This is a genomic window from Isoptericola sp. NPDC055063 (genome assembly GCF_053608125.1).
The window spans coordinates 287193-308534 of the sequence record NZ_JBSGUW010000003.1 but is presented as its reverse complement, the minus strand read 5'-3'; the positions used below and the strand labels follow the sequence as shown (position 1 = coordinate 308534).

Here is a 21342-nt window from a genome sequence, read left to right as displayed (position 1 = left end):
GGCTCGTGTCCTGCGGCGGGCCGCCACGGTGGCGCCCCGCCGGTCGGTCCGGACTAGCTGGAGAGCTTCGCGTCCGCCGCCTTCGCGGCGGCGGTGAGAGCGGCGGCGGGCTCCTTCTGGCCCTGGATGACGGAGTCCCACGCGTCCGCCATGACGCCCCACTCGATGTCGCCCCAGCTCGGCAGCGCCGGGCGGGCGCGGGTGACGGCGATCTGGTCGATGAAGACCTTCCGCACCGGGTCCTCGGCGGCCCAGTCGGACTCGACGACGTCGAGGCGCGCGGGGATGTTGCCGGTGTCCTGGATGTACGGCATCTGCGCCGAGTCCGTGACCCACCTGACGAAGTCCCAGGCGACGTCGGCGTGGGCGCTGTTGGCCCCGACGCCGACCGCGGTGCCGCCGAGCACCGTCCCCTTCGCCGTCCTGCCGGGCAGCGGCGCGGCCGCCCAGTCGAGGTCCGGGTTGCCGTCCGTGATCGGCCCGGTGCCCCAGGGGCCGATCGCCATCATCGCGACCCTGCCCTGGACGAACGGCGCCACGTACTGGTCCCACGACGAGTTCGCGGCGACGAACTCCTGCGGCGCCACCTTGTCCTTGACCGCGAGGTTCGCGTAGAACTCCCAGGCCTCCATGCCCGGGCCGTCGGCGAACGTCGCCTTCGTGAGGTCGTCGCTGAGGATCTCGCCGCCGTTCTGCCACAGCCACGGCCAGAACAGGAACGACCCGAAGCCCGAGGCGCCCATCATGTAGCCGTACTGGTCACCGCCGGTGAGCTCGACGGCCGCGGAGCGCAGGTCGTCCCACGTGGTCGGGACCTCGATCCCGGCCTTCGAGAGCATGCCCTTGTTGTAGTAGAGCGCCACGTTGTTGGTCGTGTACGGCAGGCCGTACTGCTTGCCGTCGTAGCCGGCGCCTGCGAGCAGCTCGGTGCCGAAGGCGTCGGCCACCTCCTTGCTCTGGGACGTGACGTCGGCCAGCACCTGCGCCGCCGCGAGCTGCGGCACCGAGGAGACGTCCACGATCGCGACGTCGGGCCCCTCGCCGCCGCTGCTCGTGGTGGTCAGCTTGGGCACGAGGTCCTCGGTCGGGATGCCCTGGATGTTGATCGTGACGCCGTTCGCCTTGCCGAAGGCCTCGGCGGCCTGGTGCAGGGGCGAGCCGGTGTCGCCGGCCGTCGCGGCGTTGGCCCACAGCTCGAGGGTGCCGCCCCCGCCGCCGGACGAGCCGCCGGTCGGCGCCGCGCCGCCACCGGTGCCCGTGCCGCACGCGGACAGGACGAACCCCGCCGAGAGCCCGCCGGTGAGGGCGAGCATCTGACGCCGGGTGAGGGAGGGAGTACGTGCAGCCATGTCGGTTCCTTGTCTCTTCATCGAGGTCTCTGCATCGAGGCGGAACAGCTCAGGGAAGGGGGCCCACCGGGGCGGGTGGGCGGTGGCCGGACCGTGCGGCGAGCGCACGGAGGGCGGAGTCGGCGTCGGCGGCGAGCTCGGCGGCGTCGGCCGACACCAGCTCCCCGTCGCGCAGGAGGGTGCGGCCCGCCGCGACCACGTCGCGCACGTGGGCGGGGCCCGCACGGTGGACGAGGGCCCACCGCGGGTCGACCAGCGGCTGCCACGCCGGCCCGCCGGTGTCGAGCCGGACGACGTCGCCTGCGTCGGCGGGCAGCCCGAGGACGGCCGACGCGGTCGTCGTCGCCATCGCGTACGCGGCCTCGGAGGAGAGGGCGGCGGGGTCGCCGGCCGCCTGCCCCTGGGTGTAGACGGCCTGCCGCATCTCGTGGAACAGGCTCTCCATCCCGTCCACGCCGAGCGTGACGGGCACCCCGGCCTCCAGGAGGTCGAGGACGCGGGCGACGCCCTTCGCGAACCGCAGGTGGTTCGTCGGGCAGTACACGAGTGCGGCCCCGCGCCGGGCCAGCAGGTCGATCTCGTCGTCGATGAGCTCGACGCCGTGCACCAGGACGGTCCCGGGCCGCAGGAAGCCCGCCCGGTCGAGCAGGCCGATCGGGCGCACCCCGTGCTCCGCGAGGCACGCGTCCACCTCGGCAGCGTTCTCGGAGACGTGGGTGTACAGGCGCAGCCCGAGCCGGTCCGCGGCGGCCGCCGCCTCGGCGTAGTCCGCCGGCACGTTCTGCCGCACGGACACCGGCGCCAGGAAGAGCCGGTCGCGCGGGAGCAGGACGTCCGCGGCCCGCTCGGCGAGGGCGACGACGTCCGCGACGGACGTCGCGAGGCCGGGCGCCCCGCGGGTCATGATGCCGAGCGCGACATAGCCCCGGACCCCGACGGCGGCGTGCCCCGCGACCACGGCGTCCAGCAGCCCCGGGCGGTGCAGCGGGTAGACGTGGTCCACCACGGTGGTGGTCCCGGCCACGACCTGGCGGGCCGCCCCGAGCGCGGTGAGGGCGCGGTACTCGGCCGGGCCCGCGACCGCCTGGCGCGCGTTGCCCGCGCTGATCGCCTGGGCGAGCGACGCGCCCTCCGACGCCGTGGAGCCGGGCACGAACGACCGCAGGTGGTCGTGCATGTTCACGAGGCCGGGCACGGTCACCGCGCCCGGCGCGGCGGGGTCGGTCACCATCGGCCCGTCCTCGTCGCCTCGAGCAGCCCGTCGCGCCCCAGGCCGGCGAGGCCGAAGGTCTCCAGGGTGCGGCCGCGGGCGCGGTAGTCGGTGCCCGTGGCCACGCCCGCGAGGTGGATCATCGCGTCGATCGTCGGCGTCGCGACGCCCACCTCCCGGCCGATCGACGCCATGAGGCACAGCGCGTAGGGCACGTCCTCGGTGATGTAGCGGCTCTCGAGCGCCGTCGGACCGGTCGCGAAGGTCGAGTCCGCGAACGCCGACGACGCGAGGGTGGCGTGCAGGTCCCCTTTCACCTCGGGGGCGAACCCCTGCTCCACCAGGTACTCCTCGTAGCCCTGGAGGTTCGCGAACCCCAGCGCGCGGCGGATCGAGACCAGCTCGGCGTCGATCGCGCCGATGAAGCGCGCCACGGCGGGGCTGGCGCCCACGCCCCACAGCAGGAACTTGCCGGGGCCGCCCTCGATCGCGCCGAGGTTCGCCAGGATCGGCGGCACGTGGTCGATGGCGTTGAAGTTGAGCAGCACGGTCTCGAGCACGCTCTCGCCCGCGGTCACCGAGGGCCAGATCGCGCAGGCGGTCTCGACGGCGGCGTTGCCGGCGGGCATCCCCGCCGCGACCGTGCCGCCCACCTTGCGGGACGCCGTGATGAGCCCGGGGGCCCGTACCCGCGCGCCGTACGGGAGGCTGTTCAGCTCCGCGACGTCCACGTCCAGCGGGCGCCCCGCGTGGCGCATCGCGGCGACCAGGGCGAGGCTGCCGCCGCCCTCCCCCGCGAAGATCACCTGCGTCCCCGGGCGGAGGTGCTCGGCCAGGAGGGTCGCGAAGGTGTCGTGCCCGAACGCGGGCACCGACACGACGACGACGTCGGCCGCGGCGGCGGCCGCCGCGGGGTCCAGGCTCGCGCGGGCGGGCGTCTCCGTGACCCCGTGCCACGGGGACCGCAGCCGCACGACGCCGGTCTCGGCGATCGCGTCGATGCTGGCACGGAACCGCTCGAAGTCGGCGACGGTGACGTCGACCCCGGCCAGCGACAGCTCCGTCGCGCTGGACAGCGCGCCGGCCCCGGAGCCGAGGACGGTGACGGCGGACGGGAGCGGGCTCATGCGAAGACCTCCTGGGCGAGGGCGGACAGCTGGCGGTCGACGGCGTCGGGGTCGGCGCCGCCCACGGACACGATGACCTCGTCGACGCCCTGGTCGGCGAGCCGGCGCAGGCCGTCGGCCACCTCGGCCGCGGGCCCGGCGAGGCCGAACGCGCGGGCCATGTCCGGGGTGACCTGGCGCGCGGCCAGCGCGCGGTCGCCGCTGCGGACGGTGGCGCGCAGGGATGCGACCTCGTCGCGGTCGAGGCCGTAGACCTCGATGAGCTCGTCGGCGTAGGCGCCGCCGGCCATGGTGACGCAGCGCGGGGCAAGGGCGCGCAGCGAGGCGTCGGCGTCGTCGCCGATCTCGACGTCGAGCATGAGGCAGACGGCGGCGCTGCCGCTCTCGCGGCCGACGGCGCCGGCCGCCACCCGCTCCTGGACGAAGGCGATGTGGCTGTCCGCGATGCCGTGGGTGATGACCCCGTCGGCGCACCGGCCCGCGAGCTCGAGCATCTTCGGGCCCCGCGCCGCCAGGTACAGCGGCCCGTCCTCCGCCTGCCACCGCAGGGCCGAGCCCTCGGCGCTGAACGTCTCGCCGGTCACGTGCGCGGTGCCCGCGGTGAGCTCGCGCACGATGTCGACCGCCTCGGCCGTGAGCCGCAGCGGGCGGCGCATCGCGATGCCCATCTCGCCCGCGATCTCGTAGCCGCCGGCGCCGAGGCCCAGCACGAAGCGGCCCGGGCCGATCTCGCGCAGGGTCGCCGCGAGGCTCGCCAGCAGCGTCGGGTGCCGCAGGAACGGCGACACCACGGCGGTGCCCAGCCGGACGTGCCGCGTCGCGGTCATCATCAGGGCCAGGGCCGCCGACGCGTCGCGGTGGAAGTAGTGGTCGGCCAGCCAGACGCTGGAGAAGCCCAGGTCCTCGGCCCGACGGGCCCAGCGGGCCGCCTCGGTGATCGGCTGGTCCAGCCGCACGGTGACGCCTACGTTCACTGGTCGTTCCCTCTCGTGGTCGTGCTGGAGGTCGTGCTGGAGATCGGTGTCGGGGCCCGTCCCGGGACGGGGACCACCTCGCGGAGCAGGCCCGCCGCGCACCGCCGCCGGTAGGCGGCGGTCGCGCGCAGGTCGTCGATGGGGCTGATGTCGGTGGCCACGGCCCGCGTGGCCTCCTCGACGAGGGCCGGCGTCGGCACCGCGCCCTCGAGGAGCGCCTCGGCCCGCGCCAGCCGCACCACGGTGGGGGCGACCGCACCCGCGGCGAGCCGCACGTCCGCGAGGCGGCCGTCGACGTCGCGGCGCCACTGCCAGGCGAGGCTGAGCAGCGAGATCGCCTGGGCGCGACGACCGCCGATCTTGCGGAAGCCGCCCTCCAGGGCGCCAACCCCGGGTCGCGGGTCGGGCACGGTGACGGACGCGACCCACTCGCCGGGCGCGAGGTCCACGCGGCGCGGCCCGAGCAGGAACGCGGCGAGGGGCACCGCCCGGCCGGAGCCGTCGGGCGTCACGACCTCCACGACCGCGTCCGCCGCCAACAGTGCCGGCACGGTGTCCGCGGCGGGCGACCCGGTGACGAGGTTGCCGCCGATCGTCGCGCGGTGGCGGATCGTGGTCGACGCGAACTCGCGGATCGCCGCGGCCAGGGGCGGCACGTCGTCGCCCAGCGCCGCGGACACGTCGCTCAGCGGGCGCAGCGCGGACACGCGCAGCGCGCCACCGTCGGTCGTTCGAGCCGCCGCAGGAGCGGCGCCCGCGAGCGCCGTGAGGTCCACCAGCACGGGCACGTCGAGACCGGCGCGGCGCTGCACGAGGAGGTCCGTGCCGCCGGCGACCGGTCGCGCGGGCCTCTCGCTCGTGAGCAGCGCGGACACGGCGGCGACGCTCGCCGGGCGCAGCAGGCGCGGGGGTGCGGTGATCATGCGTCGCCCTCCGTCCCCGCGCCGGCTCCGCGGCGGGCGCAGGCGGCGTCGTGCACGGCGTCGACGAAGCGCTGGTAGCCCGTGCAGCGGCACAGGTTGCCGTCCAGCGCCCGCCGCACGGCGGCGTCGTCCGGGTCGGGGTCGCGGTCCAGCAGCGCGGCGCACGAGTTGAGCACCCCGGGGATGCAGTAGCCGCACTGCACGGCCTGCCGCTCCACGAACGCCGCCTGCAGCGCGCCGTGCCCCGCCGCGGCCAGACCCTCCACGGTGCGGACGTCGGCGTCGAGCACCTGCCCCACCAGGACGAGGCACGACGTCGTCGCGCGCCCGTCCACCGTGACGGTGCAGCTGCCGCACTCCCCCATGCCGCAGCCCTCCTTGGCGCCGGTGAGCCCGGCGACGTCGCGCAGGTAGTCGAGCAGGCGCAGGCCGTGGAGCTCCTCGGGGACGGCGCCCGTCTCCGTGCCGTTCAGTCGCACGACGCCTCCCGCTGTCCGCGGTCGTCCTGGCCCTGGTCCCCGTCGCCGGTGCCGGGCTCGTCGAGCAGGTCGAGGAGCCGCTCGGGCGTGACGGGCAGCCGACGTGGCAGGACGCCGACGGCGTCGAGCACGGCGGCGGTGATTGCGGGCGGGGTCGGCACGACGACGACCTCGGACATCCCCTTGGCGCCGAACGGCCCGGAGGCCTCGCTGCCCGGGACGAAGAGCGTCGTCATGGCCGGCGTGTCCGCGATGGTCGGCGCGAGGTAGTTCTCCAGGCTCGTGGTCCGGGGCACGCCGCCCACCACCTGGTGGTCCTCCATGACGGCGAGCCCGAGACCCTGGAGGATGCCGCCCTCCGCCTGTCCGACCGTGGCCGCCGGGTTGATGGGCGTGCCGCAGTCGAGCACGCACAGCAGCTCGGGCACGCGCAGCTCCCCCGTGTGCACGTTGACCTCCACCCGCACCACCTGGGTGCAGGTGCCGTACACGCGGTGGGGCGCGAAGGTGGCGAGCTGCTCGGGCGGCACCAGGCCGATGTCCTCGGTGTCCGGGAGGCGGAACTCCGCGACCATCTCGGCCTCGCCCAGGTCGACCAGCTTGGTCCCCGCCCCGGGGGCGTCGGTCGCGAGCGGCAGCGAGAGGCGCTCGCACCGGCCGAGCAGCTCGGCGCACACGGCCCGCACGGCGTTCCCGCCGGCGTAGGTGGAGCGGCTCGCCGCGGTCGGCCCGGACTCGGGCACCTCGCCCGTGTCCCCGACGCGCACCTCGACCTGCTCGATCGGCAGCCCGAGCGCGTCGGCGGCGACCTGCTCGTAGGTGGTCTGGATGGACTGCCCGGTGTGGTTCGGCCCGGCCCAGATCGTCACGTGCCCGTCGGTGTCGATCCGCAGGCGCGCCCGGGCCGTGTCGCCCGTGCCGCTGCCCATCCCCACGCCCTTCATCGCGGTCGCGACGCCCGTGCCACGGCGCCAGGGCCCGGTCGCGCCCGCACGCCAGTGCTCGCGGTCAGCCCACAGGGGATGCGCGGCGGCAGTGCGGAGCGTCTCGCGCACGGCGAGGCTCCGGGTCGTGGCGTGCCGGTACAGGCTGTGCCGGTCGCCGCCGTCGAGCGCGTTGCGCAGCCGGATCTCGATCGGGTCGATCCCGAGCCGGTGCGCGGCCTCGGTCATGGCGTTCTCGACGGCGAACGCGACCTGCGGCACCCCGTACCCGCGGAACGCGCCCGCGTTCGCGTTGTTCGTGTAGTAGACGGTGCCGTTGAACGACGCCAAGTCGAACCGGTAGGGGCCGGTCGACATCTCGGCGGACGTCTTCATGACGTTGGGGCCCGAGGTGATCACCGGCCCGGTGTCGGCCACGGCCCGTACGGCGGACCCGAGGATCCGGCCGTCGCGGTCGAAGCCGATCTCGATGTCCGTGACGAAGGGGTGCCGCTTCGCGCCCGCGGCCATCACGTCCTCGCGCGTCATGTGCAGGTGGACCGGCCGCCCGGTGGCCCGGGCGAGCAGCGCCAGGTACACGGGCATCGGGTCGTCGTTGCGGGACCCGAAGGCGCCGCCCACCGGGCCCGCGACCATCCGCACGGCGGCGGGGTCGACGCCGAGGGCGCGCGCCACCTTGCGCTGGTGCAGACCGGGGTTCTGGGAGCCGCACCAGATCGTCACGCCGTCCTCGTCGGCCTCCGCGACGCCGCCCGGAGTCTCGATCGCGACGTGCTCCTGCGCGGGGGTGCGCACCTGGCGGCGCAGCACCAGGTGCGCGGCGTCCAGGGCCGGCGCCACGTCGCCGGAGGCGAACGCGATGCGGCCGGAGACGTTGCCGCCCGCGTGCAGCGCGGGCGCGCCCTCGGCGGCCGCGGCCTCCGGGCCGTCGACCACGGGCAGCGGGGTGAGCTCTACGCGCACGAGCGCGGCGGCCCGCTCCGCCGTGCGCGCGTCGCGCGCCGCGACGAGGGCGATCGCCTCGCCCACCTGCCGGACGACGCCGTCGGCCAGCACGGGTCCGTCGACGTCTCGGGGGCCCAGCGCGTTCACCGGCACGTCCGCCGCGGTCAGGACGACCTCCACCCCCGGCAGGGCGAGGGCGTCCGCGGTGTCGAGCGCGTCGATGCGGGCGTGCGGGACGGCGGAGCGCAGCACGTGCCCGTACAGCATCCCGGGCGCGCGGCGGTCGGTGACGTACACGAGGTCGCCGGTGACGATGTCGCCGCCCTCGACCGCGGGACGCGACCGCCCCACCCAGGCCGTGGGCGCGCTCATCGTCCCTCCCCCCACGTCCAGGCGAGGGCGACGGCCGCCGTCCACGACTGGTTCTGGCTGCCGAGCGCCTGCCCGGTGAGGCTGTCGTAGTACTCGGCGAAGGTGTGGTCGCCGAGCTGCTCCCGCCCGGCGCGGCCGATCGACTCCGCGGCCTCGACGCGCCCGTGGTGGCGCAGGGACCAGGACAGGAGCCACACGAGCACCGGCCACTGCGGGCCCCGCCAGTAGGTGCGGCCGGCGAACGCCACGCTGTCGGGCGTCACGGTCGGCGGCACGGGGTGCGCGAGGGCGGGGTGCCCGCACCACGACGGCCCGAGGAGCTGCTCCACCAGGGAGTCGTACGCGTCAGCGGCGGCGCCGCAGACCAGCGGGGCGAAGCCACCCACCGTCGCGGAGTCGAGCCACTCGCCCGCGAGCATGTCGTAGTCGCGTGACCGCCCGGTGACCGGGTCGGCCGTGCGGCCCACCGCGTCGCGCGCGCGCGCCGCCATCGCCCGCAGCTCCCCCGCCTCGGCGGCGCGGCCGATCTGGTCGCCGAGCTCGGCGAGGAGGCCGGCCGACATCGCGTGGGTCGCGGTGAAGAACACGTCCCCGACGCGGAAGTCCACGGTGCCCCGGGCGGTGGCGTCGTCGTACCCGACGGACACGAGCTGCTCGACCAGCCACAGGTACCGGTCGTAGTCGGCGTCCGCCGGGCGCTCGTCCGCGCCCGCGACGTGCCGGACGTCCTCGCGCTGGTACGGCGCCATCGCCCCGACCCGGATGCGCGCGCAGGGCGCGTCCCAGCGGGGCGAGTTGTCCATCCCCGACTCCCACGGGTGGTGGATCTCCACGAGCCCGGTGGGATGGGTGCTGCGGGTGGTCTCCAGCCACCGGTGCCAGGCGAGCCAGCCGTCGAACGTCTCGGCGAGGAAGTCGCGGAAGAGCTCGGCGTCCGCGCCGCCGTTGCGGCGGGCCTGCTCCCCGATCACGAAGAGCGCCAGACTGTGTATGGCTGGTTGACATATTCCCGAGGTCGGCACGTCCGGCGCCTGGGCCAGCCCCTCCGTGCGCCACCGGTCGGGGCCGGGGAAGTACCCCGGCTCCGCGGAGAACACGATGTGCGGGATCATGCCCGTCGCCCACTGCCCGCGCAGCAGGTGACGCATCTCCTCGAGCGCCCGCGGCACCGAGATCGTCGCCCAGCCGATGGCCACGAACGCGGCGTCCCAGGACCACTGGTGCGGGTACAGCGCGGGGGCCGCGACGGTGCGGCGGCCACGGTCGTTGGCGCGCAGCACCTCGGCGGCCGCCTGCGGCAGCGAGATCGCGACTTCGGTCATCTTCGTCCTTAGGTCCCGTCGCCCGTCGTTGGGCTTTTGCGTCCAATGGCTGAACGTAACGGCTAGTGCGACGCCCGTCAACGTGTCAAGATGAGCCCGGACGAACCAGCCGCGGACTGCTGCGCCCGGTGGCGTGAAACGTCACCCGCAGCGCCGAGTCGAGGAGGACGACCTGTGGTGACCGAGACGGCCCGGACCCGCGACGCGCGCGACGACGGCGGCGGGCCCCCCGTCGCGGTGCCGCTCCCGCCCGTGCGCACCACGCTCCCCGCGGTGCTCCCCGCGGCCTCCTACGGCGCGCTGGTGAGCTTCATCCGCTCGCGGCCCGGGATGACGCGCCAGCAGCTCCTGGCCGCGACGGGCATGTCCCGCACCACCCTGTTCGAGCGCCTCGAGGCCCTGTTCCAGCACGGGTACGTGTACCAGGACGGCTCCGCGCCACCGGGGACGGGCGGCCGCGGGCCGGGCCGGCGCTCGGAGCTGCTGCGCTGGGACACCCGCGGCCGGGTGGTGCTCGTGCTCGACCTCGGCCAGACCCACGCACGCCTCTGCGTCACGGGCGTCGACGGTCGCATCCTGCGCATGCGCGACGTCGCGGTCGACATCGACACCGAGGCACCCGCCTACCTCGCCGAGATGTCCGAGATCTCGCAGCGGCTCGTGGACGCCGGCCAGGACGAGACCCTCATCGGCGTCGCCCTCGGCATCCCCGGGCCGGTCGACCCGGCCACCGGCGTCCTCGGCACGTCGACGACGATGCCGCGCTGGGAGGCCTACCCGGTCCTCGAGGCCGTCCGCGACCGCTGGCAGGTTCCGACCGTCATCGAGAACGACGCCCGCGCCTTCGCCCTCGGCGAGTCCAGCGTGATCGGCGCGGACCGCACGGTGCTCGCCGTGAAGTACGCGACGGGGATCGGCGCCGGCATCGTCGACGCCGGGCACGTGCTGGAGGGAGCCGACGGCGCCGCGGGCGACATCGGGCACGTGCGCATCACCGACGACGGGCCGGTGTGCACGTGCGGGCGGCGTGGCTGCCTGGCCGCCTGGGCGTCGGGACACGCCCTGATCCGCCGGCTCGCGGACACGGGCGTGCGGCACCTGCAAGACATCGTCGACCGCGTCGCGGCGGGCGACCCCGCGGTCTGCGACGCCGTCGACGACGCCACTGCGCGCCTCTCGCGCGTGCTCGCCACCGTCGTGGCGGTCGCCAACCCCGACGACTTGGTGCTGGGCGGCGCCCTGGGCCGGATCCCCCGCGTCGTGTCGCGGATCGACGCCGCGATCCGCGAGGACGTCACCGAGCGCGCCCGGCACCACCTGAGCGTCGGCGCCGCCCACCTCGGAGCGGACGGCGCCGTCGTCGGGCTGACGCGCAAGGTCGTCGACCTCGTCTACGACCCGGCCGCCATCGACGCCGCGATCCTCGCGTGAGCCCCGCGTGAAACCGGCGCCCGTCGCGTGGGTGGGTCGCGGCTCCCCCGCGTTCGGGGAGGCGGTCGCCGCGCTGTCCGCCTCGGCGTGGCAGCCCGACCGGTCGCCCGCGGCAGTGGCGCGGCCGCGCGACGCCGCCGGGGTGCGCGCCGCCCTGGCGCGCGCCCGGGAGGAGGGCCGGCGCGTCGCCGTGCGCAGCGGCGGGCACTCCCTCAGCGCCACGCACCTGCTCGACGGCGCCGTGACCGTCGACCTCGGCGCCCTGCACCACGTCGCGGTCGACCCGGAGACGGCGACCGCGTGGGTCGGCCCGGGCGCCACGGTGGAGCGGGCTGCCCGCGCCCTCGGGGCCGCGGGGTTCTCCTTCCCGCTGGGACACGCGCCCACCGTCGGCCTCGGCGGCTACCTCCTCGCCGGCGGGAACGGCTGGAACACGCCGGTGTGGGGCCATGCGTGCGAGCGCGTGCTGGCCGCCGACGTCGTCCTGCCCGACGCGACCGCGCTGCGCGTCGACGCCGGCTCGCACCCGGACCTGTTCCGCGCGCTGCGCGGGGCCGGGCCGGCGTTCCCCGGGATCGTCACCGCCTTCCGCCTGGCCCTCGTGCCGGGTGACGCCCCGTCGACGCGGGTCACGGTCGTCGTCGACGCGCGCGACCCCGCCGCGCTCGGCGCCGCCCTCGACGACGTCGTCGCAGCGTCGCCCCCGCATCTCGAGCTCACGGTGTTCTGGCGTCCGGCGCGCGGGGCCGGCGACCCGCCGCACGCCGTCGTCTCGGCGACCGCGTTCGGGCTCGACGACGCCGACGCGCCGGACCTGCTGCGCGCCGTCCCCTCCGGCATGCCTGCGGACGTCGCCGTCGCCGGTTCGCTCGCGGCGCTGCTCGGGCCGATCCCCCGGCACCCGGGCGAGGCGATGTTCTCCGACCACGCCTGGACCCGGGCCGGGTTCGCCGAGGTGCTGCCGCTGCTCCCCCGCCGCGACCCCGACCTGTCGCCGTGCTCCAGCGTGCTGGTGACGCCCGCGGCCCGTCGTGCCGACGGCACGGCCCCCGACGCTGCGCTCTACGCTCCCGGCGGCACGCTGAGCGTGTCGGCGTACGCACACTGGGACCCCGCGCACCAGCGCCCGGGGAGCCCCGTGGCCTGGGCCCGGGGCACGATCGCGGCCCTCGACGACGTCCGGACCGGCCGGTACGTCGGCGAGGCCGACCTCACCGGAGGCACGAGCGCCCTCGCCGACTGCTTCCCGCCCGCAGCGCTCGACGACCTGCGCGCGACAGCGGCCCGGTACGACCCCGAGAGCGCCCTGGCCTCACCGCTGCACACCACCGATTCCTTCGCGTTCCCCGGTACGTCTCACCAGGTATGACGACCGCACCGCGCCCGCCCGCACGCACGACGCCGCTGCCTTCGGCTGCCACGACCGACCCGAACCGCTGGTGGTGGGAGGAGGGCGCCCGCGCCGGGGGTCCGACGACCTGGGGTGACCTCGCCACCGAGGCCCCGGGCGTCGAGGAGGAACCGTCGGCGGCGCCCCCGGGGCGGTGGCTGCGGTCGCCGGTCCACGGTTCCGGGGCGGTCCTGGCGATCCACGGGGGCGGGTTCGTCAGCGGGTACGTCGCGACGCACCGGCGCTTGTTCGGCCACCTGGCGCTCGCGACCCGCGTGCCCGTCTTCGCGCTCGAGTACGGCCTCGTGCCGGACCACGTCTACCCGAGCCAGGTCGAGGAGGCGGTGGAGGCGTTCCGGTGGCTGCGGCGTCGCCACCGCACCGTGGCCGTCGTGGGCGATTCGTGCGGTGCCACGCTGGCCCTGACCCTCGCAGTGCGGCTGCGCGACGCGGGCGCCCCGGGCCCGGCCGCCCTGCTGCTGATGTCGCCGTGGGCGGACCTGGAGGCCCACGGCGCGTCGTACGACTCGGGCCGCGACCCGTTCTTCACCCGGGAGCTGGTGCGCTCGCTCGCGGCCGGCTACCTCGCGGGCACCGACCCCTGGGACCCGCGTGCCGCGCCGCTGCACGCGCGGCTCGACGGCCTGCCGTCCACGCTGGTGCAGGTCGGCGGGGACGAAGCCCTGCTCGACGACGCCCGTGCCCTCGTCACCCGGCTGCGCGCGGCGGGTGTCGCCGTGCGGCTGGAGGAGACGGCGGGCGCCCTCCATACGTTCCAGCAGGCCGTGGGCCGGTCGCCCGCGGCCGACCGGGCCGTGCGCGGCGGGGCGGCCTGGCTGCGGTCGACCCTGGCGGCCACGGCGACAATGGCACCATGACCCGCTTCGAGGACGAGGTGGCACCCCTGCGCGGCGAGCTGTTGGCGCACTGCTCCCGCATGCTCGGCTCGCGCCAGGACGGCGAGGACGCCCTGCAGGAGGCGCTGCTGCACGCCTGGCGCGGCTGGGAGGGCTTCGAGGGGCGCTCGTCCGTACGCACGTGGCTGTACACGGTCGCGACGCGCGCCTGCATCGACGCCGCGCGTACGCGGCGTCACACACCCGTGCCCGTCGACGCCGACGCCGGGTCCCCCGCCGAGGCCCTCGGCGGACACCCTGTGCAGCCCTTCCCGGACGACCGCGCCGACGTGCGCCTCGCCCTCGTCGCGGGTCTGCGCCTGCTGCCGCCCACGCAGCGCGCCGCGCTGCTGCTGCGTGAGGTGCTCGGCTTCCGCGCGGCCGAGGTGGCGCGGATGCTCGGCACGTCGGTCCCCGCGGTGAAAAGCAGCCTGCAGCGCGCCCGGGCCCGGCTCGGCAGCGCCGCCCTGGTCCCCTACGACGTCGTCGAGCCGCGCGGCGCCGTGGCCGCGCACCAGCTCGGGGTCTACCTGCGCGCGTTCGAGACAGGCGACGTCACGGAGCTCGTCGCCACGCTGCGCACCGACGCGACCCTCGAGCTCCGGCCGGTGGGCGCCCGGTTCGAGGGGAAGGCCAGGTGCGCTGCCGTCCTCCACGCCGCGGCGCGCGAGCCCGGCGGATGGCGGATGGGCCGCGCCGTCGCGAACGGTCAGCCCGCGGCCGTGGTGCACCGCCGCGGCAAGCCGTACGGGGTCGCCGTGCTCGACGCGCGCCGCGACGGCATCGCGGGCATCACGGTGTTCGCGGACCCCGACCTCGTCGACGCCTTCGCTGCGGCGGGCCCGGCCGGCTCCGCTCCGGCCCGCCCCCCCCCGCTCCGCCTGTGACGGCCGGAGCGAGTGGCGGTCAGGCCTCCGTCGGCCCGAGGTCGGGGCCCGCCACGAACCGCGCGCGCGGGGCGGCCGCCCCGTGCAGCTCGAGCAGCACCAGCTCGTTGCCCTCGGCGCGGACCAGCGGGCCGGGCACGTAGAGCGTGCCGGTGGGGCCCTGGCTGGAGTACCGACCGAGCAGCTCGCCGTTCACCCACGCGAGGCCGCGGGTCCAGCCGTCCAGGCGCAGGAAGTGGTCGGCGCCCGCGACGGAGGCGAACGTGCCGCGGTGGAACGACGGCCCGCCGACCGGTGCCGTGTGGGCGCCGCCGGTCCCCCACACGGCGTCGGGCAGGCGCGCCGGGGCGTCCTCGAGCCGCAGCGGGACGGCCTCCCAGTCGGTGAGCTCACGGGTGGCGGTGCGGACCGTCCCGACGAGCCCCTTGGGCTCGCCGATGCGGGCGCCGTAGTTCACGCGGCCGCGGTCCTCGACCAGCAGGGTCAGCGTGCCCGCCCGCCGGGGCAGGGGCAGCGTCCGGACGTGGGTGCTCCGGTCGAGCACACCCACCGGGTCGCCGTCGAGCGCCACGACGGCGCGGTCGCGCACCTCGTCGGCCACGAGCACCACGTCGTCGGCGTCGACCCGCGTGCCGTACAGCACGAAGCCGGACCACTGGCGCAGGTCGTCCATCGTCGGGGGCTGCGGGGCCGACGTCCGCCACCTCCGCCCGGCCACCAGGTCCAGGACGCCGTCGAGCGCCACGCGCCGGTCGAGGACGACGTCGAGCTCGGGCGCGGGAGCCGGCTCGGCCGGCACCTCGTCGGGCACCGGCGCGTGCTTGGCGATGACGGCCCGCAGCGCCTGGAACTTGGCCGTCGGGGCGCCGTGCTCGGACAGCGGGGCGTCGTAGTCGTACGAGGTGGTGATGGGCAGGTAGGTGCCCTTGTCGTTCGCCCCGTTGGTCAGGCCGAGGTTCGTGCCGCCGTGGAACATGTAGAGGTTGACCGACGCGCCGGCGCCGAGCAGCTCGTCGAGGTCGGCCGCCGTGGCCTCCGGGGTGGTGACGTGGTGCTCCAGCCCCCAGGAGTCGAACCAGCCGTCCCAGAACTCCATGCACATCAGCGGCCCGGTCGGCTGGTGGCGGCGCAGCACGGCGAGCCGCTCCAGGGAGCGGGACCCGAAGTTCGCCGTCCTGTGCATCTCGGGCAGGCCGCCGAGGGACAGGTGCTCGTCGTCGGCCTGGTCGCACGTGAACAGCGGCACGTCGATGCCCTGGGCGCGCGTGAGGTCGACCAGCGCGCGCAGGTACCGCTCGCGCTCGTCGGCGGGGACGCCCGGGTACGCGCCGTACTCGTTCTCGACCTGGACCATGAGCACCGGTCCGCCGCGGGTCACCTGGCGCTCGGCCACGACGGGCAGCAGGTGCGCGAAGTAGGTGCCGATCGCGTCGAGGAACGCCGGGTCGTGCCGGCGCACCGCGGCGCGTCCGTCGGCGAACAGCCACGCCGGCAGCCCGCCGCCGTCCCACTCCGCGCAGATGTACGGGCCGGGGCGCACGATCGCGTGCAGGCCCTCGGCGGCGACGAGGTCGAGGAACCGGCCGAGGTCGCGCCGCCCGGTGAGGTCGAAGACGTCCGGCTCGGGGGCGTGGAAGTTCCACGGCACGTACGTCTCGATCGTGGTGAGCCCCATCAGCCGCGCCTTGCGGATCCGGTCGGCCCACTGGTCGGGGTGCACGCGGAAGTAGTGCAGCGCTCCGCTGATCACCTGGACGGGGCGGCCGTCGAGCAGGAAGTCCCGCTCGCCGATCTCGAACGTGGGCATGGGGTGTCGGGCCTTTCGGTCGCGATGTGGTGCGGGGAGTCGTGGGCGCGGGACGGCGCGCGACGGGCGGCTGGGCGGTACGCCCCGCCGCCGCGTCACGCGGCCGCGCTCACTTGTTGACGGTGAAGCCCTGGCCGTTGCCGTACGTGACGGACTGCTCCTGCCACGCACCGAGGCCGTCGGTCAGCGTGGTGCCGGACACGTACGCCTGGCCCACCGTGTCGTTGAAGATCGAGTTCGCGTAGACCTGGAACGGCAGGTACTGCCAGCCTTCCACGACGTTCGCGGCGGAGTCGGCGAGCACCTCGTTGATCTTCTGGTCCCCGAAGTACTCCGACTCCGTGCCGCGGAAGTCGTCCGACTCGAGGTCGGCCGTCGTCGCGGGGAACGCGCCGCCGTCGATGCGCGTCTGCACGCCGTCCCCGTGCGTGGCGAAGTCGACGAACGCGTAGGCGAGCTCGGCGTTCGTGCTCGCGGCGGGCACGGTCAGCGACGAGCCGCCGTTCTCGGCCGAGGCGTGCTGCCCGGCCTCCCACTGCGGCATCTCGGCGACGCGCCACTTGCCCTTGCCCTGCGGGACGCCGGACTCGAGGTTGGCCGGCATCCAGGCGCCGATGGTCAGCGACGCGATGGTGCCGTTGCCGAGGCCCTGGTACCACTCGTCGCTCCACGAGCCCACGGGCGCGAGGAGGTCCTCGTCGACGAGCTGCTGCCAGACGTCGGTGAACGCCTTCGTGCCCTGGTCTCCGGCGAAGTCGATCGTCACGTCCGTGCCGTCCACCTGGTAGGGGTGGCCGCCGGCCTGCCAGATCATGCTGGTGGTGAACCCGGCGTCGCCGATGTCGTTGGCGATGTACGCCTTCGGGTCCTTCTCGTGGATGGTCCGCGCGGCCTCGAGGTACTCCTGCCACGTCGTGGGCACGTCGACGCCGTACTTGTCGAAGACGTCCTTGTTGTAGAAGAGGGCCATCGGGCCGGAGTCCATCGGCAGGCCGTACACGCCGTCGCCGCTGTGCACCGCGTTCCACGGGCCGGTGCTGAACGTGCCGTCCAGGTCGGCGGCACCGAGCGGGCCCAGGTCGGTCAGGGCCTCGGAGATGGCGAACTGCGGCACCGCGTAGTACTCGATCTGCGCGACGTCGGGGACGCCGTCGCCGGCGGCGATCGCGTTCTGCAGCGCGGTGTACTCGTCGTTGGCCGTGCCGACGTTCTCCAGGTTCACCGTGACGTTCGGGTACGTCGACTCGAAGTCCTTCACGACGCCCTCGAGCGTGGGCTCCCACGCCCAGACGGTGATCTCGCCGCCCTTGTCGAGGACGGAGGCGGTGTCGACGGGCGCGGCGTCGCCGCCGCCGGAGCCACTGTCGTCGGCGGAGCCGCAGGCGGCCAGGCCGAGCGCCAGCACGCCGGCGAGGGCGGTGCCGCGCACCAGGTGGCGGGGTCGTGCGTTCATGGGTGTCCTCACTTCATCGTCAGACGGGGTGGAGCGTGTCGGGGACTGCGGGTGGGAGTGCAGGTTCGGGAGTGCGGGGTCGCTCCCGGTCACTCCTTGACGGACCCGGCCGCGAGGCCGGACTGCCAGTAGCGCTGCAGCAGCAGGAAGGCGGCCACGAGCGGCAGGATGGTGAGCAGGGCTCCGGTGATCACGAGGTTGAAGATCGCCTCGCCGCCGGCGGTGGCGGCCTGCGCGTTCCACGCGTTGAGGCCGAGCGTCAGCGGGTACCAGGACGAGTCGCGCAGCATGATCAGCGGCAGGAAGTAGTTGTTCCACGTCGCGACCATCGTGAAGAGCAGCACGGTGACGATGCCGGGGCCGAGCAGCGGCAGGCTCACCCGGAAGAAGGTGCGGAACTCCCCCGCGCCGTCGATCCGCGCGGCCTCGAGGAGCTCGCCGGGCACCGCCTCGGACGCGAACGTCCACATGAGGTAGAGCCCGAACGGCGAGATGAGCGACGGGATGATCACCGCCCACGGCGTGTTGGTCAGGCCCATCTGGCTGAACATGAGGAACGTCGGGACGGCGAGCGCCGTGCCGGGCACGGCGACGGCGCCGATGACGAGCGCGAACACGCCGCGCCTGCCGGGGAAGTCGAACTTCGCCAGGGCGTAGCCGCCGAGCACGGCGAGGAACGTCGCCCCGCCGGCGCCCACCACGACGTACAGCACGGTGTTGGCGAACCACCGCACGAAGACGCCGCCGTCGTAGGTCAGCGTGGCGGTGATGTTGTCCCACAGGGAGAACGAGTCGCCGAACCAGAGGCCGAACGAGGAGAACAGGTCGGCCTGCGTCTTGGTGGTGTTGATGAGCAGCCACGCGAGCGGCACCAGCGAGTAGACGAGCACCACCGTGGTGAGCACGGTGAGCAGGGTGCTGCGGCGGGGCTGGGCCACGGAGTGGTGGCGCGGGGTCCGCAGGCGCACGGCGGGGCGGGCGGGGGTGGCGGTCAGCGTCGACACGGGTCACGGCTCCTTGCGCATGCCGCGCAGCTGCACCACGTAGGCGATCACCATGGTGATCAGGCCCATGATGATGGCGACGGTCGCGGAGTAGTTGTACTGCTGCCCGGAGAACGACAGCGAGTAGGCGTACAGGTTGGGCGTGTACGACGTCGTGATGGCGTTCGGAGCGAGCGACTTGAGGATGCTGGGCTCGTTGAAGAGCTGGAAGCTGCCGATGATCGAGAAGATCGTGGCGATGACGAGCGCGCCGCGGATGGCGGGCAGCTTGATGGCGCCGATGACGCGCCACTGGCCGGCACCGTCGATCTCCGCCGCCTCGTACAGCGAGTGCGGCACCACGCGCAGCGCGGCGTAGAAGATCAGCATGTTGTAGCCGACGAACTCCCAGGTCACGATGTTGCCGATCGAGGCCAGGACGAGGTCCGGCGACAGCGGGTTCGGCAGGCTGATGCCGAGCGCGTCGTTGATGTTGCCGACCAGGCCGAAGCGCGTGCCGTACATGAAGCCCCACATGAGCGAGGCGACGACGGCGGGCACCGCGTAGGGCATGAAGATCGAGATGCGGAAGAAGCTCTTGCCGTAGAGCCGGCCGCTGTCGATCGCGAGGGCCACGAGCAGCGCGATGCCGAGCATGATCGGCACCTGCACCACGAGGAACAGGGCGACGCGGCCCAGCCCCTCCCAGAACTGCGGGTCGGCGAGGGCCTGCGAGTAGTTCTCGAGGCCGACGAACGTGGTGCCGCCCACCATCTGCGTGCGGAACACGGACAGGTACAGCGAGTAGGCGATCGGCGCCAGGAACACCAGCGCGAACACCAGCATGAACGGGCCGACGAACGCCCACCCGGTCCAGCGCCGGCCGCTGCGGCGCAGCGCGGGCACGGTGGGCGGCGAGGATGCCGGAGCGACAGCGGTCACGGATCAACTCCCAGGGGACAGGCCGAATGTTTACGTAAACATCCTGGCGGCATTAGAGTGTCGCGAGGCGGCGGGAGATGTCAAGCCCCGCCGTCGCACCCGGCCCGCGACGTCGCCGTCGCGGGCCGACGGCCGAGGTCACGAGAGGGCAGGGATGGTCGAGACGAACGGTGCGCCGCAGGCGCGCCCCCAGGGACGCGGGCGCTCGCGGACGGCGCCGTCGATGGCGGAGGTCGCGGCGTTGGCCGGGGTCTCCTCGCAGACCGTCTCGCGTGTCTCCATGGGGCTGGACAACGTCAGGCCCGCCACCCGGGAGCGTGTCCTCGCGGCGATGGCGGAGCTCGGGTACGCGCCCAACACCGCGGCCCGGGCCCTGCGCTACGGCAGCTTCCGCACCATCGGCGTCATCGCCCACCGCCTGGCGCGCACCGGCGAGTCCCGCACCGTCGAGGCCGTCGTCGAGGCGGCCCGCGCCGAGGGCTACACCGTGACGATCGTCGACGTCGAGAGCCCCTCCCCCGACGACGTCTCCGCCGCCGTCGCCCGGCTGTCCCACCAGGCCATCGACGGCCTCGTCATCGTGCGCGCCGAGTCCGCCACGCCGGACACCCTGGCGCTGCCCGCGCAGCTGCCCGTCGTCGTGTCGGACTCGCGGTTCGTCGGGACGCACCCCGCCGTCCGCGCCGACCAGACCGAGGGCGCGCGCCTGGCCGTGCAGCACCTGCTCGACCTCGGCCACCACACCGTGCACCACGTCGCCGGCCCCGACGACTCGCTGCCCGCCCGGAGCCGCATCGACGCCTGGCGGGCCACGCTCGAGGCGGCCGGGCGCCCCGTCCCCGACCCGCTGCACGGCGACTGGAGCGCCCGCGCCGGGTGCGCCGCCGGCGCCCTCCTCGCCGCCGACCCCGACGTCACCGCCGTGTTCTGCGCCAACGACGAGACCGCCGCCGGCGTGCTGCACGCCCTGCACGAGGCGGGCCGCCGCGTGCCCGAGGACGTGTCCGTCGTCGGCTTCGACGGCATCACGCTCGCCGAGCACCTGTGGCCCCCGCTCACCACCGTGGAGCAGGACTTCGCGCGCATCGGCAGCAGCCTGGTCGACCTGCTGCTGCGCCAGGTGCGCGACGGCGTCGACCTCAGCGGCACGCACGAGACCGTGCCCGTGCGCCTGGCCGTGCGGCAGAGCAGCGGCCCCGCGCCCCGGTAGTCCCGAACAGCTGTCAGGACGCGCGCCGGGTGTACCGCGCCCTGCCCCTGACAACTCGCTGGGCGGGTCGACCGGCCCGAGCGGTCAGTCCGACGGCGGCCGGCGCAGCTTCTTGACGCCCGACCGCTGCTTCTTCGCGTCGAGCCGGCGCGTCACGGAGCCGCGGGTGGGCCGGGTCGCCCGACGGCGCGGCCCGGGCGGTGCGAGCGCGTCCGCGACGAGCGCGGCCAGCCGCACCCGCGCGGCCTCCCGGTTCCGCAGCTGCGCCCGGTGCTCCGACGCCGCCACCGTGAGCACGCCGTCCACCAGGCGGCCGCCCAGCCGCTCGACCAGCCGTGCGCGCTGCGCGTCGGACAGCACCGCCGACGCGGCGACGTCCCACGACAGCTCGACCCGCGAGTCCGCCGTGTTCACGCCCTGGCCGCCCGGCCCCGACGACCGCGAGAACCGCCACGACAGCTCCGCCTCGGGCACGACGAGCGCAGAGCTCACCCGGAGGCCGGGGCACAGGTCACGGGACACCGGGCCATCATCCCCCGCTCGCGCGCAGCGCATGACAAAGGCCCCTGACCAGCGCTTCCGCTGGTCAGGGGCCTTTGCTCACGGGTGGGCGATACTGGGTTCGAACCAGTGACCTCTTCGGTGTGAACGAAGCGCGCTACCACTGCGCCAATCGCCCGGTGCGTGGACGATATTAG

General features: G+C 74.9%; 18 protein-coding genes and 1 tRNA gene. 5 read left to right on the top strand and 14 right to left on the bottom strand.

All coding sequences use genetic code 11. The annotated features are described in order from the left end of the window. Nucleotides 1–53: 53 nt before the first annotated feature. Genes ACWF41_RS05430 through ggh form a run of 8 tightly spaced genes read right to left on the bottom strand, consistent with a single transcriptional unit; the run spans nt 54 to nt 9645 of the window. Nucleotides 54–1349, bottom strand: coding sequence for an ABC transporter substrate-binding protein (locus tag ACWF41_RS05430; protein WP_380346756.1), 1296 nt, complete (start codon nt 1347–1349; stop codon nt 54–56). A 49-nt stretch (nt 1350–1398) separates the two neighbouring features. Next, complete coding sequence (locus tag ACWF41_RS05425; RefSeq protein ID WP_380321196.1) at nt 1399–2580, bottom strand: amidohydrolase family protein; 1182 nt, start codon at nt 2578–2580, stop codon at nt 1399–1401. After that, the gene (locus ACWF41_RS05420) at nt 2574–3686 is read right to left on the bottom strand and encodes an NAD/NADP octopine/nopaline dehydrogenase family protein (RefSeq protein WP_380321193.1); all 1113 of its coding nucleotides are present in this window, start codon (nt 3684–3686) and stop codon (nt 2574–2576) included. The genes ACWF41_RS05425 and ACWF41_RS05420 overlap by 7 nt, the downstream gene beginning before the upstream one ends. Then, nucleotides 3683–4660 (bottom strand): LLM class flavin-dependent oxidoreductase, encoded by a 978-nt coding sequence (locus ACWF41_RS05415; protein ID WP_380321190.1) that lies wholly within the window; start codon nt 4658–4660, stop codon nt 3683–3685. The genes ACWF41_RS05420 and ACWF41_RS05415 overlap by 4 nt, the downstream gene beginning before the upstream one ends. Continuing rightward, nucleotides 4657–5583: an FAD binding domain-containing protein gene (locus ACWF41_RS05410; RefSeq protein ID WP_380321187.1), complete on the bottom strand. Its 927-nt coding sequence runs from the start codon at nt 5581–5583 to the stop codon at nt 4657–4659. Before ACWF41_RS05410 ends, ACWF41_RS05415 begins: the two co-directional genes overlap by 4 nt. After that, entirely contained in the window at nt 5580–6062 is a 483-nt protein-coding gene (locus tag ACWF41_RS05405) for a (2Fe-2S)-binding protein (RefSeq protein WP_380321184.1), read from the bottom strand. The genes ACWF41_RS05410 and ACWF41_RS05405 overlap by 4 nt, the downstream gene beginning before the upstream one ends. Continuing rightward, entirely contained in the window at nt 6053–8323 is a 2271-nt protein-coding gene (locus ACWF41_RS05400; RefSeq protein ID WP_380321181.1) for a xanthine dehydrogenase family protein molybdopterin-binding subunit, read from the bottom strand. Before ACWF41_RS05400 ends, ACWF41_RS05405 begins: the two co-directional genes overlap by 10 nt. Further along, nucleotides 8320–9645, bottom strand: a complete 1326-nt coding sequence (ggh, locus tag ACWF41_RS05395) for a glucosylglycerate hydrolase (protein WP_380321178.1) — start codon at nt 9643–9645, stop codon at nt 8320–8322. The genes ACWF41_RS05400 and ggh overlap by 4 nt, the downstream gene beginning before the upstream one ends. Nucleotides 9646–9822: 177 nt before the next feature. Here ggh and ACWF41_RS05390 point away from each other — a divergent pair, with 177 nt between their 5' ends. The 4 genes from ACWF41_RS05390 to ACWF41_RS05375 are packed head-to-tail and all read left to right on the top strand — an operon-like array spanning nt 9823 to nt 14249. Continuing rightward, the gene (locus tag ACWF41_RS05390) at nt 9823–11076 is read left to right on the top strand and encodes an ROK family transcriptional regulator (protein ID WP_380321175.1); all 1254 of its coding nucleotides are present in this window, start codon (nt 9823–9825) and stop codon (nt 11074–11076) included. A gap of 7 nt (nt 11077–11083) precedes the next feature. Then, entirely contained in the window at nt 11084–12445 is a 1362-nt protein-coding gene (locus tag ACWF41_RS05385; RefSeq protein ID WP_380321172.1) for an FAD-binding oxidoreductase, read from the top strand. Next, the gene (locus ACWF41_RS05380; protein ID WP_380321169.1) at nt 12442–13344 is read left to right on the top strand and encodes an alpha/beta hydrolase; all 903 of its coding nucleotides are present in this window, start codon (nt 12442–12444) and stop codon (nt 13342–13344) included. The genes ACWF41_RS05385 and ACWF41_RS05380 overlap by 4 nt, the downstream gene beginning before the upstream one ends. After that, the gene (locus ACWF41_RS05375; protein ID WP_380321166.1) at nt 13341–14249 is read left to right on the top strand and encodes an RNA polymerase subunit sigma-70; all 909 of its coding nucleotides are present in this window, start codon (nt 13341–13343) and stop codon (nt 14247–14249) included. Before ACWF41_RS05380 ends, ACWF41_RS05375 begins: the two co-directional genes overlap by 4 nt. Nucleotides 14250–14268: 19 nt before the next feature. On the opposite strand, the gene ACWF41_RS05370 is transcribed toward ACWF41_RS05375, so the two are convergent. From ACWF41_RS05370 to ACWF41_RS05355, 4 genes are all read right to left on the bottom strand, one after another. Further along, nucleotides 14269–16056, bottom strand: coding sequence for a glycoside hydrolase family 35 protein (locus ACWF41_RS05370; protein WP_380321163.1), 1788 nt, complete (start codon nt 16054–16056; stop codon nt 14269–14271). Between the two features lie 109 nt (nt 16057–16165). Beyond that, nucleotides 16166–17509: an ABC transporter substrate-binding protein gene (locus tag ACWF41_RS05365; RefSeq protein WP_380321160.1), complete on the bottom strand. Its 1344-nt coding sequence runs from the start codon at nt 17507–17509 to the stop codon at nt 16166–16168. Nucleotides 17510–17598: 89 nt separating this feature from the next. Further along, nucleotides 17599–18513: a carbohydrate ABC transporter permease gene (locus ACWF41_RS05360; protein ID WP_380321157.1), complete on the bottom strand. Its 915-nt coding sequence runs from the start codon at nt 18511–18513 to the stop codon at nt 17599–17601. 3 nt (nt 18514–18516) lie between these two features. After that, nucleotides 18517–19434, bottom strand: a complete 918-nt coding sequence (locus tag ACWF41_RS05355) for a carbohydrate ABC transporter permease (protein WP_380321154.1) — start codon at nt 19432–19434, stop codon at nt 18517–18519. A 154-nt stretch (nt 19435–19588) separates the two neighbouring features. Here ACWF41_RS05355 and ACWF41_RS05350 point away from each other — a divergent pair, with 154 nt between their 5' ends. After that, nucleotides 19589–20644, top strand: a complete 1056-nt coding sequence (locus ACWF41_RS05350; RefSeq protein WP_380321151.1) for a LacI family DNA-binding transcriptional regulator — start codon at nt 19589–19591, stop codon at nt 20642–20644. 84 nt (nt 20645–20728) lie between these two features. Here ACWF41_RS05350 and arfB read toward each other — a convergent pair whose 3' ends face one another. Continuing rightward, nucleotides 20729–21166, bottom strand: coding sequence for an alternative ribosome rescue aminoacyl-tRNA hydrolase ArfB (gene arfB / locus ACWF41_RS05345; protein WP_380321148.1), 438 nt, complete (start codon nt 21164–21166; stop codon nt 20729–20731). Between the two features lie 85 nt (nt 21167–21251). Beyond that, nucleotides 21252–21323 (bottom strand) — tRNA-Val (locus ACWF41_RS05340). Between the last annotated feature and the right edge of the window lie 19 nt (nt 21324–21342).